The organism is Sphingobium cloacae, from assembly GCF_002355855.1.
GTDB lineage: Bacteria > Pseudomonadota > Alphaproteobacteria > Sphingomonadales > Sphingomonadaceae > Sphingobium > Sphingobium cloacae.
In genome coordinates this window covers 3,539,737-3,553,788 of record NZ_AP017655.1, presented here as the reverse complement: position 1 = coordinate 3,553,788, position 14,052 = coordinate 3,539,737, and the positions used below count along the sequence as shown (strand labels likewise).

The window sequence follows — 14,052 nt, the reverse complement described above, 5'->3', positions numbered from 1 at the left end:
GCGAACGGGGATGAGTATCTAACCCGACACTGTATCCTCAACAAAAAAGGGCGAGCTTTGCAGCCCGCCCCTTCTCTTTTCCACCCATATCCTGCGATCAGTAAACGCGCGCCTTGGGCTTGATATATTCCGCTTCGTCGGTGAGCGTGTAGTCGTGCACCGGACGGTAATCGAGCGTCACCTTGCCGCCATTGCCGCCCCAGCCTTCGAACCAGCTGACCGTGTGCTTCATCCAGTTCACGTCGTCGCGGTTCGGATAATCCTCATGCGCGTGGGCGCCGCGGCTTTCCTTGCGGTTTTCCGCGCCGACCATCGTGCAGACGGCCTGGCTCATCAGGTTGTCCAGTTCCAGCGTCTCAATGAGGTCGGTGTTCCAGATCAGCGAACGGTCGGCGATGGACACGTCCTGCAACCGCTTGTTGACCTCCGCCATCTTGGCGACGCCTTCCGACAGGAGCGCGCTGTCGCGGAACACGGCGGCGTGCTTCTGCATGGTGTGCTGCATTTCGAGGCGGATTTTCGCGGTCGACGATCCGCCCTTGGCATTGCGGAAATGGTCGAGGCGCCCCAGCGCCAGATCGGCCGCATCCTTGGGCAGCGGACGGTGCGATCCGTTGGGCTTGATCGTTTCCTTGAGATGCAGGCCGGTCGCGCGGCCGAACACGACAAGGTCGATCAGCGAGTTGGAGCCGAGGCGGTTCGCGCCATGGACCGACACGCAAGCCGCTTCGCCGACCGCATAGAGGCCCGGCACCACGACTTCGGGATCGTCGCCGACCTTCGTCACCACCTGTCCATGATAGTTACAGGGGATGCCGCCCATATTGTAGTGGACGGTCGGCGTCACGGGCAGCGGCTGGCGGGTCAGGTCGACGCCCGCGAAAATCTTGCCGCTCTCGGTGATGCCCGGCAAACGCTCCGCCAGCACCTTGGGATCGATGTGATCGAGGTGCAGGTAGATATGGTCCTTGTTCGGACCCACGCCGCGTCCTTCGCGCATCTCCATCGCCATGGAGCGCGACACCACGTCGCGCGAGGCCAGATCCTTCGCCGAAGGGGCATAGCGTTCCATGAAACGCTCGCCTTCCGAGTTGGTGAGGTAGCCGCCCTCGCCGCGCGCGCCCTCGGTGATGAGCACGCCCGCGCCGTAAATGCCGGTCGGGTGGAACTGCACGAACTCCAGGTCCTGCAAGGGCAGGCCCGCGCGTAGCACCATGCCGCCGCCATCGCCGGTGCAGCTATGCGCCGAGGTGGCGGAGAAATAGGCGCGGCCATAGCCACCCGTCGCCAGCACGACCGCATGGCTGCGGAAGCGGTGGATCGACCCGTCCTCCATGCAGATGGCGATGACGCCGCGGCATTCCTTGCCGTTGGGGCCGTCCTCCATGATGAGGTCGATGGCGAAATATTCGATGTAGAAGTCCGCGTCATACTTCAGGCTCTGCTGGTAGAGCGCGTGGAGCATGGCATGGCCGGTACGGTCGGCGGCGGCGCAGGTGCGCTGCACCGGCGGGCCTTCGCCCATATTCTGCATGTGGCCGCCGAAGGGACGCTGGTAGATGGTGCCGTTCTCATTGCGGCTGAACGGGACGCCCGCATGTTCCAGCTCGATCACGGCGGCGGGCGCTTCGCGCACCATATATTCGATCGCGTCCTGATCGCCCAGCCAGTCGGACCCCTTGACGGTGTCGTACATATGCCAGGTCCAGTGATCGGGCGAGTTGTTGCCGAGCGACGCCGCGATGCCGCCCTGCGCGGCGACGGTGTGCGACCGGGTTGGGAACAGCTTGGTGATGCAGGCGGTCTTGAGGCCCGCTTCGGCGCTGCCCATGGTCGCGCGCAGGCCGGAGCCGCCCGCGCCCACCACCACGGTGTCATAGGTGTGGTCGATGATCTTGTAGGCTTCGGTCGACATTATGCGGCAGCTCCCATGAAGGCGATCTTCGCGATGGCGAAGATGCCGGCGGCCGCGCCGCCGATGGCGTAGAAGTTGAGGAGAAGCACGGACAGGAAGGCGAGCCCCTTGTCATGCACATAATCCTCCAGCATCACCTGCATGCCCAGGCGCAGATGCCAGAAGATGCTGACGATCATCAGCATCATCGGCACTGCCACCAGCGGATGGGCGATCCAAGCCGTCACGCTTTCATAATCGAGGCCCGGCAGCGTCAGCAGGCTGAAGATCAACCACAGGACGAGCAGCAGGTTGCCGACGGCGGTGTAGCGCTGGGCCAGCCAGTGAAACGCGCCGTGACGCGCCGATCCCAGGCCACGGACGCGGCCGATTCCGGTTCCCGTTCCCATCAGAGCTTCCCCCCGAAAATATAGGCCCAGACCAGCGCCGTGACGACGATCGAAGCGATCATCGCGACGACCGACCATGTCTTGTTGGTCCGAAGCTCGTAACCCGCGCCCATGTCGAGCACGAAATGGCGAAGGCCGGAAAAGAGATGCTGGAAGAATGCCCAGGTCAGGCCGACCATGACGATAATGCCGATGGGGGAAGTCGCGCACTTCACGAAGGTCGCATAGGCTTCCGGTCCCGTCGCGGCGGCCATCAGCCACCATACCAGCCCCAGCGCGCCGACGATGGCGAGGCCGTTGCCGGTGATGCGGTGCAGGATGGAGATCGCCATATGCGGCCCCCATTTCCATATCGTCAAATGCGGCGAGAGCGGCCGGCTGGTGGATCGCGCCATGTCTACCCGTATCCCTGATCTTGTCTGTGGTTCCGCTCCCCTTAGGAGCGAACGCGGCGAAGGGCAAGGCACGGCGAAAGGTGGTGCGTGAACGGCGGGATAAAGAATCCGTTAACCAAAGCAGGCTAATCAGTCCGGGAAACGACTGCGCACCATCTGGGGGACATATCGAGCTATGCCGCACGTCAACAATAGCTGGCTGATCCGCGCCGACAATTTGGCCGAACTGGACCCTAGCATCGGGCCGGAGGCGCTGGAAATCCATGAGTTGATCGAAGATTCCATCGATCTCGTCGCGCAGACATTCTACGACACTTATGTCACGGAGGCGAAACTGACCGCCTGCCTGTCGCCGGAAACACTGCGAAAGATCGAGGCCGCCACGCGCCAATATGCGCGGGAGAAACTGGCGCGCTACAATGCCGGGGAATGGGGCCGCATGGCCACCGAATGCGTGCGCCATGCAAGCAAGCGGAACCTTCCGGTAGCGGCAGTGCTGGCTTCCGTCGCGCGCGCCGATGAAAAGCTTGCGGAGCTGATCTGCGAACGGATTTGGGAAGACCGGGAGCGCTGCCAGAGGCTATTGCGGACGGTCAATCGCCTGTCGATGATGAGCATAGGCATGTTGAGCAACGTCATGGCGCAGGACATCGCCGATGCCCAGCGCGCGGAACGGATACGCTTCGGCGCGCTGTTCGAGCAACGGATCGTCGGCGAGATCGACGGCGCTTCGCATCTGGGCGAGTCGCTGCGCGAACAGGCCAAGGATGCCTCCGCCGCGACCCGTGGAATGCTGGGCAAGGCGTCCGAAGTCGCGGCTGCCGCCGAACAGTCCGCGCTCGCCATGCGAGACGCGGCGCAGACGTCCGCAGGGCTGATCCGCGCCATAGAGGACGCTCGCGCCGAAGTGGAAAGCGCGGCCGAGGTGGCGTTGCGCGCGGCAGAACAGTCCGGCGAGGCCGTGGCCATGTCCACCACCCTGTCCGAACATGCCAAGTCGATCGAATCGATCCTGGGCCTGATCCGCGACATTGCCGGGCAGACCAACCTGCTGGCGCTCAACGCGACGATCGAGGCGGCGCGGGCGGGCGATGCGGGGCGCGGCTTTGCCGTGGTCGCCCAGGAGGTGAAGAGCCTCGCCAACCAGACCGCGCGGGCGACCGACGAGATCGCGGGAAAGATCGCGGATATTCAGGCATCGACGCTCCAGTCGGTGCAGACCAACGAGCGCATCCGCGACACGGTGGGCGAAGTCCAGAGCAGCGCCCAGCGCATCCGTCACGCCATGGACCAGCAGGCCCAGACCGTAACGATGATCACCGCCGCCGTCGACGAAACCGCGCTGGCCGCCGACTCGATGTCGACCACCATCTCCGCGATCCGGCAGGATACGGAAGTGGTGGCGTCGGAAATCGACCAGCTTGAACGCGGCTTCATGACGGTGGAAGGCAAGCTGTCGGGATTGCGCGAGGCGTCGTCCGATTTCAGCCGGCAGGTAGCATAGGGCGCGGGTGGATTTGGGTGGAAGGCAGCGGGCCTGCTTCTTCATCTGACATGCTCCTGCAAAGGCAGCAGCATGGCGCAATGCAACCTGTGGAGAGGGCAAGCGTTGTCCCGCACCTGGTCCAGGATGACAAATAAACATCGTCCGCGGTAGGCCGAAACTTCCCTTCCGATGCAGCCTGCCTCATACTTTCCCTTCCGCTCCCAGTGCAGTAAAGGCGGCGGCATGACCGATGCCGCCTCCGCCCAAAGCTGGAAAGTCACCCTGCCCTGCACCCGTATGGAAGCAGAGGCGCTGGAAGGCGACATCGCCGCCTTTGCGATGATGGACAAGCCGCCGGTGCTGATGACCAGCGAAGCCGAACCGGACAGTGACGAGAGTTGGCGGCTCGAAGCCTATTTCGAGGGCAAGCCGGGCACCGCCGCCGTCAAATTGCTGCGAACGCTGGTGCCGAGCGCCAGAGCCGCCAAGCCGGTGATCGAACAGCTTGCCGACCAGGATTGGGTGACGATGAGCCAGCAGGGGCTGGAACCAGTCACCGCCGGGCGTTTCCACGTCCGCAATCTGACCGGCGATCCCGAACTGCCCGGCCACGTCAATTTCCTGATCGGGGCGAGCCGCGCTTTCGGCACGGGGCAGCATGAAACCACGTCCGGCTGCCTGATGATGCTGGACCGGATGCGGCGCGTGGGGATGCGGTTCGGTAATGTCGCCGATATCGGGACGGGCACGGGACTGCTGGCTTTCGCGGCGCTGAGCCTCTGGCCGCGCGCTTATGCGACGGCTTCGGACATCGACCCGGTGGCGGTGGAGATCAGCGCGGAGAATGCACGCGCCAATGGCGTGCGGCTGGGGACGGGCGCGGGCCGGGTCGGCCTGTTCACGGCGGCGGGCGTGGATCATCCCGCGCTCATCCGGCGCGCGCCCTATGACCTGCTGATCGCCAATATCCTCGCCGGGCCGCTGATCGAACTGGCGCCATCGCTCTGCGCGCTGGTGGAGGAAGGCGGGACCATCGTGCTGGCCGGTCTGCTCAGGGAACAGGCGGACATGGTGCTGGCGGCCTATCGCGCGCAGGGGATGCGGCTGGCGCAGCGGAGCGACCGGGGCGACTGGCCGACGCTGCGGCTTCGCAAGCGGCCCCAGATCGGCTGGAAACGTCCCCGCCGATTCGACAGCGCGGAACGGGGCGAAGCCTGGGGTTTTGGAAGCATCTGAGCACGAGACAGGAGACCGTCATGAGCATCACCCGCCGCATCGTCATGCATTATGATCCATCGGGTCCATTCGAGAATATGGCCGTCATACCGGGCGGGCCAGGACCGAAACCCGGCATCCTTCTCTTTCCCAATGTGCTGGGCACGAAAGAGGCGGACTTCGCCTATGCGGAGAAGGTGGCGGGGCTGGGCTATACCGTTCTGGTCGCGGATGTCTTCGGTCAGGGAAAGCGCACGACGCGGGCAGAAGAGGATTTCGGCCGTTACATGGCCGAGTTGAACAACAACCGCCTTTTGCTGCGCGAGCGGGTGACCGCCGCCCACGAGCTTCTCAAGGCCATGACGGAAGTCGAAGAGTCGCGTACCGCCGCCATCGGCTTCTGCTTCGGCGGCAAATGCGTGCTCGATCTGGCTCGCAGCGGCGCGGACATCGCGGGCGGGGTGAGCCTGCATGGCGTATATGACGCGCCGTCCTTCCCCAACGCCGCCATCCGCGCGAAGCTGCTGATCTGCCACGGCTGGGACGATCCGGTGGCGCCGCCCGACGTCACGGTCGCGCTGGCGGCGGAACTGACGGAGGCGGGGTGCGACTGGCAGCTTCATGCTTATGGGCATGTCGGACACGCCTTCACCGATCAGTCGGCGCAACTGAAGGACAGGGGGTTGTTCTATAGCGCAGATGCCGACCGGCGCAGCTTCCGGGCGATGAAGGACTTTCTGGGCGACCTGTTCGGCTGAAGGGGACCGCCAGACTTTGCCGTCAGGCGAGCCCTGCTCCTGCGCAAGGCAGGAGCAGGGGACATGCTGGAAGCAGACCGTCCGAAGTCTACCCAAAACCCATCATCTCAAATCGCGTCGATCATCTCCGCCAGCACGGCGAGGCAATCCTTGCCCAATTGCATCGAACGCGCCGGCGACCAGCCATAATCGGCGTCGGGCAGGTCGTCATTGTCCTTGAACGGCATCTCCAACGTCATCGCCACCGCGCCGAAATGCTCGGCAAGCTGGTTGGTGGACATGGACAGGTTCGCCCGGCCCGCCGCCGCCGCGGGATAGCCGCGCTTCGTCTGGAAATCGGGCGTCCGCGCCGCCAGCGTATCGCGATAGCGGTGGAAAAGAGCGACCTGCCGTTCCGTGATCGAGGGAATCCCTTCAAACCCGGCGAGGAACACGGCCGGGATGGCTTCGTCGCCATGCACATCCATGGCGAAATCGACGCCGGTTTCGTCCATCGCCGCGCGGACGAGGAAGACTTCGGGGCTGCGTTCCATCGACGGCTCATGCCATTCGCGGTTGAGGTTCACGCCCGCGGCATTGGTGCGCAGATGGCCCCGGCGGCTGCCGTCCGGATTCATGTTGGGGACGATGTGGAAAGTCGCCTTGCTCCGCAGCAGGCGGGCGACGGCATCCTCTTCGTCGGCCAGGCGCTCCAGCGCGCCTTCCATCCACCATTCGGCCATGCTTTCGCCGGGATGCTGGCGGGCATAGAGCCAGACCTTCTTCGGCCCCTCCCCCAACGTCAGCAGGTCGAGCGGCTGGCCGTCGAGCGTCAGTCCCAGTTCGCGATGCTCCACGCCCGGCTGACAGGCGGCCCAGGCGATCAGGTCGTGGTGGCGCTCCATCGAATAGGGCGCGAAATAGGCGAACCAGACGGCATTGACGTCCGGCGACAGGCGGATGGTGAGCGTGCCGTCCGCATATTCCGTATCGGCGAGCAGCCAGTTCTCGCGATCCTCGCTATAGCGCGCCTTATAGCCCGGCCAGCCGTCGGGATAGGCCGAGCGGGCGCAGTTGACGATCGCCAGTTCCACCTCCCGCCCGGCGACGCCCGCGACGCGGAAATGGAACCATTGATAGAAATCGCTCTGGTGATCGTGGACGATCTCCAACTCGGCGCGAACGCCTGCCGGAGTGTCATTAATGGAGAGAAGGCGAATATTGCCGCTATCGAAAGCGCTGGAAATCGAGATGGTCATTTGACGGTTATAGTGCGCCCCGACTCGCCGGGATAGCCCCGGATGAGCGCCGTCGCGAGCTTTCCGGCGGCAAGGCCGGGCTGGGACGCGGGCGTCCCCTCGCGCGCTTCGGTGATGGCGCGGCCTTCCCAGATAGTGGTCGAATCGGAACGGCGGCGAATCTGGACCTGCAATTCGGTGGACACGATGTCCTTGGGCTTGCCCGACAGGTTGATGCCGATGCCCACGCCCATGCCGGAAAAGCCTCCGCTGCCCACGCCGCCGCCTACGCCCACGCTGACGGGATTGCCGCTGCGGTCATAGCCGGTCGGGCGAAATCCCCGGCGGAAAGCGACCAGCGCCACATAATCGCTCCTCGCCCCCTCGGCCGCCGGAGTGAAGCCCACCGACTGCAATTCCTGAAGCACGGCGTTGGAATAGGTGCGATATTCCAGGCTGACGTCCGGGTTGCCGGGCATTTCCTCCACCGCAATGGTGCCGCTGCGCACCGGATCGCCGACATGGAATCGCGTCACCTCCACCGGCGGCACCGCCGTCGCGCAGGCGGCGAGCGAAAGGGCGAGACAGCAGGGAAGGACGATCTTCTTCAACATGAATGCACTCCCGACGATATGATGCCCTGACACGTTGCCGCGCGGCGGATTCCTTCCTAACGCATCAGCCACGGCTTTGCTGCATGCAGGATGAACGGCGGGAAAAGAGCGGCCTGCGCCCTTGACTTTCGCCCGTCCCACCCATAGGGGCTGCGCTTCGATTTTCCGATCATAAAGATTCATCAAAGGCTGGCTTCCATGAAGATCCGCAATTCGCTCAAGTCGCTCAAGGGCCGTCACCGGGACAACCGCGTGATCCGTCGTCGCGGCCGCACCTATGTCATCAACAAGACCAATCGCCGCTTCAAGGCGCGCCAGGGCTGAACAAGCCATGGCGGAGGTCGCCGCCGTCATTTTCGACGTCGGCAATGTCCTCTTTCACTGGAATCCCAGGATTCTCTACGAGCGCCTGATCCCCGACGATCAGGCGCTCGATGCGTTTCTGCGCGATGTCGTGACGGCGGAATGGCATTTCCAGCATGATGCGGGCCGCCCCTTCGCCGAAACCAGCGCGGAGCTGATCGCCCGGCACCCGGAGCATGGGGCGCTGATTCGCCTGTGGGGCGAACGTTTCATCGACAGCGTGACGCCAGTAGTGGACGGCATGGCGGAGGTCGTCGCGGATTTGCATGACGCGGGCGTGCCGCTCTTCGCCCTCACCAATTTCAGCGCGGAGTTCTGGGAGCGTTTCCATGCGCGGGAGGCGGCCTTCTTCGCGCCGTTCCGCGACATTGTGGTGTCCGGCGCGGAAAAGCTGGTGAAGCCGGATGCGGCGATCTTCCGCCTCGCGCTGGAGCGATTCGAGATAGCCGCCGGCACGACCCTCTTCATCGACGACCGTGCGGAGAATGTGGCGGGCGCGCAGGCTCTGGGGATGCGCGGCCATCTGTTCCGCGATGCGAAAATGCTGCGGAAAGAATTGGCTATGCTGGGATTGCTCGCGCCTACTCCCGCCCCCTGAGTTCGTCCCCGCGAATGGCGGCGACATGCAGCACATTGGTGGACCCCGGCGTGCCGAAGGGAACGCCCGCCAGCACGACGATCTTGCCGCCCTTCTCCACCATGGCGTGACGCAGCGCCATGCGGCGCGCCTTGCCGACCATCTCCTCGAAATTGCCGACATCCTTGGTCCGCACCGCATGGACGCCCCAGGTGAGGCCCAGCTTCCGCGCCGTGTCGAGACGCGGGGTCAGCGCCAGTATCGACACGAGCGGCCGCTCACGGGCCACGCGGCGAACCGTGCTGCCAGAGGTCGTGTAACAGGTGATCGCGCTGGCACCGACCACCGAAACGATGCCTCCCGCACCCTCCGCCAGCGCGTCCGCGGTCGTGCCGTCGGGCCGCGTCTCGGTGAAATGCAGCCGCGCGAAATAGCCGGGATCGCGCTCGACGCTGTGGGCGATGCTGTCCATCATCGCGACGGCTTCCTGCGGCCAGTCGCCCGCCGCCGTCTCCGCCGACAGCATGATCGCGTCCGCGCCGTCATAGACCGCCGTCGCCACGTCCGACACTTCGGCGCGGGTGGGCGTGGGCGCCTTTATCATCGATTCGAGCATCTGGGTCGCGACCACGACCGGGCGGCCCATGCGGCGGGCGGTGGCGACGATCTGCTTTTGCAGCGGCGGCACGGCCTGCGGCGGCAGTTCCACGCCCAGATCGCCCCGCGCCACCATCACGCCATCGGCCAGTTCCAATATCTCCTCAAGGCGCTGAACGGCGGCGGGCTTCTCGATCTTCGCCATCAGCGCGCCATGGCCGCCCATCAGGCGGCGCGCCTCGGCCAGATCCTCCGGCCGCTGGACGAAACTCAATGCGATCCAGTCGAGCCCCTGTTCGATCGCGAAGCTGAGGTCGCGGCGGTCTTTCTCCGTGAGCGCGGGGACCGGCACGACCACGTCCGGCACATTGACGCCCTTCCGGTTGGACAGCGCGCCGCCCACCTCGACGACCGTTTCGATCCGGTCGTCCATGACCGCCTTGACGCGCAGCACCAGCTTGCCGTCGTCCAGCAGCAGACGCGTTTCGGGCACCAGTGCGGCATAGATTTCCGGGTGCGGCAGGTTCACGCGTTTCGCGTCGCCCGGCTTCTCGTCGCGGTCGAGAGTGAAGCGCGCGCCGGTTTTCAGGACAGCCAGCCCCCGCGCGAAGGTGCCCACGCGCAGCTTGGGGCCCTGAAGATCACCCAGGATCGTCGTGGGCCGTCCGAACTCCTTTTCCAGCGCGCGGATCGCGGCGATGCGGGCGGCATGATCCTCATGCGCGCCATGGCTCATATTGATGCGGAAAGCGTCGGCCCCGGCGACGAAAAGCGCGCGGATCATCTCCGGCGTGTCGCTCGCGGGACCGAGGGTGGCGAGAATCCGGACCTTTCGCGAGCGGGGCGGCAATCGTGTCATCATATACTCCTGAGCATAGGGTCGCCTCTGGCTTGCCTGGGCGCGGTTATCGATTATCCATGCTGCACGACAGGATTGTGTAGATCAGCGAAAGGGTTCGCCGTGAGCGACAACATACTCAACGATGCGGTGGCCGCAACCGCCTTCCGGCGGCTGGTGACGCATCTTCAGCATCGCACCGACGTGCAGAATATCGACCTGATGGGAACGGCCGGTTTCTGCCGCAACTGCCTTGCCGACTGGATCGCCGAGGCGGACGGTCATCTGACCCGCGATCAGGCGCGGGAGATCATCCACGGCATGCCCTTCGGCGAATGGAAGGACCGCTATCAGGCCGAAGCGACGCCGGAGCAGTTGGCAAAGATGAAGGAGAGTGTGGCGAAGAACGCCGACAGCCATTAGGAGCGTGCGTCAACCGATTCACACTCACTTGCATTTACGGAGATTCCCATGAGCGATGGCAATGTCGCCGCCGAACAGCTACGCCTCTTCATCGAACGCATCGAGCGCCTGGAAGAGGAAAAGAAGGGCATCGGCGACGACATCAAGGACGTCTATCTGGAGGCCAAGGCCAACGGCTATGACGTGAAGACGATGCGGGCGATCGTCCGCCTCCGCAAGATGGAACGCAACGCCCGCATGGAAGCCGAAGCGCTGCTGGAAACCTACAAGAACGCGCTGGGAATCGAATAACCCGCGGAACAGGAGAGCGCCCCATGACCGAGATCGTCGTCAGCACCACCAGCCGCCTGGAAGGGCGGCCGGCGAAGGAATATCTCGGCATCGTCACCGGCGAGGTGATCGTGGGCGCGAACCTCTTCCGCGACCTGTTCGCCAGCGTGCGCGATATCGTCGGCGGGCGGTCGGGCGCCTATGAGGACGTGCTCCAGCGCGCCCGCGAGCAGGCGATCGGCGAAATGCGGATGCGGGCAGCTTCGCTGGGCGCGAACGCGGTGGTCGGCGTCGACCTCGATTATGAGGTGCTGGGGTCGAACGGGTCGATGCTGATGGTGTCGGCCTCGGGCACGGCGATACTCGTCTGAGTTGCGCGAAAGGCGCGCTGCCGCTAGAGAGCGCGCCTCGACAGCACAACAGTTTCAGGAGCGGGCTGTGGCCGGCCATTCCAAATTCAAGAACATCATGCATCGCAAGGGCGCGCAGGACAAAAAGCGTTCGTCGATGTTTTCCAAGCTCAGCCGCGAAATCACCGTCGCGGCCAAGATGGGCATGCCCGACCCGGACATGAACCCGCGCCTTCGCCTCGCCGTCAACGCGGCCAAGGCCCAGTCCATGCCCAAGGACAATATCCAGCGCGCCATCGACAAGGCGCTGGGCGGCGACATGGAGAATTATGAGGAAATCCGCTATGAGGGCTATGGCCCCGGCGGCGTGGCGATCATCGTCGAAGCGCTGACGGACAACCGCAACCGCACGGCCACCAATGTCCGCACGGCTTTCTCCAAGAATGGCGGCAACCTCGGCGCATCGGGCGCGGTGAGCCATGGCTTCGACCGCATGGGCCTCATCACCTATCCGGCCAGCGCGGGCGATGCCGACGCGATCTTCGAAGCGGCGCTGGAAGCGGGCGCGGAAGATGTGTCGTCCAATGACGACGAGCATGAAATCTGGACCGCGATGGACGCGCTGCACGAAGTCGCCAAGGCGCTGGAAGCCTCGCTCGGCCCGGCGGAGAGCGCCAAGTTGGCATGGAGGCCCCAGACGACCGTGGAGGTCGACGAAAGCAGTGCTGCGACCCTGCTCAAGCTGGTCGATACGCTGGAAGACGATGACGACGTGCAGACCGTGTGGGGCAATTATGAAGTGCCTGACGCGGTGATGGAGAAGCTGGGCTGAGATCGGCGGCCTTCCTTGCCGACGGACAAGGCTTCGCCGGATTTTCGCGTCGGGGGCATTGACGGAAGCGGCATGGGCGCAAGGAAGGAATCGAAAACCATAAGGCTGGATGTCGGCGTCTGGTTCAATGAAGCCAGCGGTCACATTCATATTGCCGCGAAGGATGCGTTCATTTCCACGGTCAGCAACGATCCCCGGTCGAAGCGATACCATCCCAATCTGTATCGAAAGCTGGCGGCCTGCCTGCGCGATGGCGGCGTGCCCCATCCTGCCGCTGGCGCGGAAGACGCATGATCCTGCTCGGCCTCGACCCCGGTCTGGGCACGACGGGCTGGGGCCTGATTTCGGCGGACGGCAACCGCCTCACCCATGTCGCCAATGGGCAGATCAAGACCGATTCCGAACTGCCGCTGCCGACTCGGCTGATGGCGCTGGACATGGCGCTGAGCGACCTGATCCTGGAGCATCGGCCCGATGGCGCGGCGGTCGAGGAGGTGTTCGTCAACGTCAATCCGCAATCGACCCTGAAACTGGGACAGGCGCGCGGCGTCATCCTGCTGGCGGCGGCGCGATCGGGCATGGTGGTGGGGGAATATGCCGCGCGGCTGGTGAAGAAATCGGTCGTCGGCGTGGGCAATGCATCCAAGGACCAGGTGCACGCCATGGTCGCGCGACTGCTGCCGGGCGCGAAGATCGCGGGCGCGGATGCCGCCGACGCGCTCGCCGTCGCTATCACCCACGCCCATCACCTCGCCAGTGCACGGCGCATACCGGCGCGCTAGAAACCCGCTACCTTTCCTATTTCCAGTCGAAGGCGAGCGGGGCTTCGCGAAAGGCGAAGCGGTCGAGATGGTCGGCCACCACCTGCTTGAAGCGTTCGACATCCGCCTCTTCCTTCGGATCGATCTCGACCGTCAGCGTGTCCGGGCTGGCGGTCATGCGGATCGGCCCCATGGGGAAAGCGATCCGGCCCTGCTCCGCATCGAAGTCGGTGTCGAACTTATGGCTTGCAGAGCTGTTGCAGATAACGGCTGGCATGGCCGGTCGGGACATGAGCGGTAAGCGTCATTTTCAGAGCCTTTCGACCTTGTGGGCGGCCTCGTCGATCAAGGCAGCGACATCGAACATCGTCTGTGCCTCCACCCCTTCCTTCTGAAGGCGGCCGCGCACGGCCATGGCAAGATTCTGCATGGCGCGGCGAATGGGCGCGCTATCGCTGCGCTCCGCCTTCTTCGCGAGATGGGCAAGCCGTTCCATGACGGCCTGCGCCTCCTCCTGACGATCGGCCAGATGCGTGGCGCCGGCTTCGGTGATGGCGAAGAGCTTGCGGCTGCTCTCGCCGGGCTGCTCGGCGATCAGGTCCATGTCGGCCAGCAGGGTGAGCGTCGGATAGACCACGCCCGGGCTGGGTGCATAGATCTGGCCCGAAAGGCTCTCGATCTCGCGGATCAGGTCATAGCCATGGCGCGGGGCGTCGGCGATCAAACGCAGCAGGATGAGTTGCAGCATGTCGTTGGTGAAGAGCCGCCTGCGCCCTCCACCACCGCGACCGCCCCGGCCGTCTCCGCCGAAAGGATCGTCGTCAAAGGTTCGGCCACGTCCGCCGCCGCCGAAAGGACGGCCAAAGCCGCCCGGTCCTGCGAACCGGCGATGCCCGTGATGGAAAGAGCGGCCTTCATGACCGCGATGAGAATGGTGGAAGTGCATCTAAGCCTCTTTGCTATTATTTAGATGGATCTAGATATATCTTAAAATTCCACACGTGCAAGATTTAAGATATATCTTTTATGCGTAAGGACCTTCTCGATCTTTT

At 64.4% G+C, this 14,052-nt stretch carries 18 protein-coding genes and 1 pseudogene; 11 read left to right on the top strand and 8 right to left on the bottom strand.

Annotation, left to right across the window (positions count from 1 at the left end; translation table 11 throughout):
* Positions 1-97: 97 nt before the first annotated feature.
* The 3 genes from sdhA to sdhC are packed head-to-tail and all read right to left on the bottom strand — an operon-like array spanning position 98 to position 2,699.
* Positions 98-1,915 carry a succinate dehydrogenase flavoprotein subunit gene (gene sdhA, locus SCLO_RS17465; RefSeq protein ID WP_066514514.1) on the bottom strand — a complete coding sequence of 606 codons (1,818 nt, stop codon included), beginning with the start codon at positions 1,913-1,915 and terminating at the stop codon, positions 98-100.
* Positions 1,915-2,304 carry a succinate dehydrogenase, hydrophobic membrane anchor protein gene (gene sdhD, locus SCLO_RS17460; RefSeq protein WP_066514511.1) on the bottom strand — a complete coding sequence of 130 codons (390 nt, stop codon included), beginning with the start codon at positions 2,302-2,304 and terminating at the stop codon, positions 1,915-1,917. Before sdhD ends, sdhA begins: the two co-directional genes overlap by 1 nt.
* Entirely contained in the window at positions 2,304-2,699 is a 396-nt protein-coding gene (gene sdhC, locus SCLO_RS17455) for a succinate dehydrogenase, cytochrome b556 subunit (protein WP_066514507.1), read from the bottom strand. Before sdhC ends, sdhD begins: the two co-directional genes overlap by 1 nt.
* Before the next feature lie 175 nt (positions 2,700-2,874).
* On the opposite strand from sdhC, the gene SCLO_RS17450 reads away from it, so the two are divergent.
* The 3 genes from SCLO_RS17450 (at position 2,875) to SCLO_RS17440 (ending at position 6,158) form a co-directional block, all read left to right on the top strand.
* On the top strand, positions 2,875-4,203 hold the full coding sequence (locus tag SCLO_RS17450) for a methyl-accepting chemotaxis protein (protein WP_066514502.1): 1,329 nt from the start codon (positions 2,875-2,877) through the stop codon (positions 4,201-4,203).
* 225 nt (positions 4,204-4,428) lie between these two features.
* Positions 4,429-5,421, top strand: coding sequence for a 50S ribosomal protein L11 methyltransferase (locus SCLO_RS17445; RefSeq protein WP_066514499.1), 993 nt, complete (start codon positions 4,429-4,431; stop codon positions 5,419-5,421).
* Positions 5,422-5,441: 20 nt separating this feature from the next.
* Positions 5,442-6,158 carry a dienelactone hydrolase family protein gene (locus tag SCLO_RS17440; RefSeq protein ID WP_066514497.1) on the top strand — a complete coding sequence of 239 codons (717 nt, stop codon included), beginning with the start codon at positions 5,442-5,444 and terminating at the stop codon, positions 6,156-6,158.
* A gap of 107 nt (positions 6,159-6,265) precedes the next feature.
* Here SCLO_RS17440 and SCLO_RS17435 read toward each other — a convergent pair whose 3' ends face one another.
* Positions 6,266-7,396: a M14 family metallopeptidase gene (locus tag SCLO_RS17435; RefSeq protein ID WP_066514495.1), complete on the bottom strand. Its 1,131-nt coding sequence runs from the start codon at positions 7,394-7,396 to the stop codon at positions 6,266-6,268.
* Positions 7,393-7,989, bottom strand: coding sequence for a hypothetical protein (locus SCLO_RS17430; protein ID WP_066514760.1), 597 nt, complete (start codon positions 7,987-7,989; stop codon positions 7,393-7,395). The genes SCLO_RS17435 and SCLO_RS17430 overlap by 4 nt, the downstream gene beginning before the upstream one ends.
* A gap of 198 nt (positions 7,990-8,187) precedes the next feature.
* Here SCLO_RS17430 and ykgO point away from each other — a divergent pair, with 198 nt between their 5' ends.
* A complete protein-coding gene (ykgO, locus tag SCLO_RS17425; RefSeq protein ID WP_004210176.1) occupies positions 8,188-8,313 on the top strand; it encodes a type B 50S ribosomal protein L36 in 126 nt (41 codons plus the stop codon).
* 7 nt (positions 8,314-8,320) lie between these two features.
* The gene (locus SCLO_RS17420; protein ID WP_066514493.1) at positions 8,321-8,950 is read left to right on the top strand and encodes an HAD family hydrolase; all 630 of its coding nucleotides are present in this window, start codon (positions 8,321-8,323) and stop codon (positions 8,948-8,950) included.
* On the opposite strand, the gene pyk is transcribed toward SCLO_RS17420, so the two are convergent.
* Positions 8,934-10,385 (bottom strand): pyruvate kinase, encoded by a 1,452-nt coding sequence (gene pyk / locus SCLO_RS17415; protein WP_096362240.1) that lies wholly within the window; start codon positions 10,383-10,385, stop codon positions 8,934-8,936. The genes SCLO_RS17420 and pyk overlap by 17 nt on opposite strands.
* Before the next feature lie 102 nt (positions 10,386-10,487).
* On the opposite strand from pyk, the gene SCLO_RS17410 reads away from it, so the two are divergent.
* The 6 genes from SCLO_RS17410 (at position 10,488) to ruvC (ending at position 13,021) form a co-directional block, all read left to right on the top strand.
* Positions 10,488-10,787 carry a DUF1244 domain-containing protein gene (locus SCLO_RS17410; protein WP_066514489.1) on the top strand — a complete coding sequence of 100 codons (300 nt, stop codon included), beginning with the start codon at positions 10,488-10,490 and terminating at the stop codon, positions 10,785-10,787.
* 48 nt (positions 10,788-10,835) lie between these two features.
* Positions 10,836-11,078, top strand: coding sequence for a DUF2312 domain-containing protein (locus SCLO_RS17405; protein WP_062067418.1), 243 nt, complete (start codon positions 10,836-10,838; stop codon positions 11,076-11,078).
* Positions 11,079-11,101: 23 nt separating this feature from the next.
* The gene (locus SCLO_RS17400) at positions 11,102-11,428 is read left to right on the top strand and encodes a heavy metal-binding domain-containing protein (protein WP_174521938.1); all 327 of its coding nucleotides are present in this window, start codon (positions 11,102-11,104) and stop codon (positions 11,426-11,428) included.
* Positions 11,429-11,495: 67 nt separating this feature from the next.
* Complete coding sequence (locus SCLO_RS17395; RefSeq protein WP_066514486.1) at positions 11,496-12,239, top strand: YebC/PmpR family DNA-binding transcriptional regulator; 744 nt, start codon at positions 11,496-11,498, stop codon at positions 12,237-12,239.
* Positions 12,240-12,311: 72 nt separating this feature from the next.
* Positions 12,312-12,533 carry a hypothetical protein gene (locus tag SCLO_RS17390; RefSeq protein WP_123905534.1) on the top strand — a complete coding sequence of 74 codons (222 nt, stop codon included), beginning with the start codon at positions 12,312-12,314 and terminating at the stop codon, positions 12,531-12,533.
* Complete coding sequence (ruvC, locus tag SCLO_RS17385) at positions 12,530-13,021, top strand: crossover junction endodeoxyribonuclease RuvC (protein ID WP_066514481.1); 492 nt, start codon at positions 12,530-12,532, stop codon at positions 13,019-13,021. Before SCLO_RS17390 ends, ruvC begins: the two co-directional genes overlap by 4 nt.
* A 16-nt stretch (positions 13,022-13,037) precedes the next feature.
* On the opposite strand, the pseudogene SCLO_RS17380 reads toward ruvC, so the two are convergent.
* Positions 13,038-13,308: pseudogene (locus tag SCLO_RS17380) on the bottom strand (DUF2218 domain-containing protein).
* A 2-nt stretch (positions 13,309-13,310) separates the two neighbouring features.
* A complete protein-coding gene (locus SCLO_RS17375; RefSeq protein ID WP_066514479.1) occupies positions 13,311-13,946 on the bottom strand; it encodes a PadR family transcriptional regulator in 636 nt (211 codons plus the stop codon).
* Between the last annotated feature and the right edge of the window lie 106 nt (positions 13,947-14,052).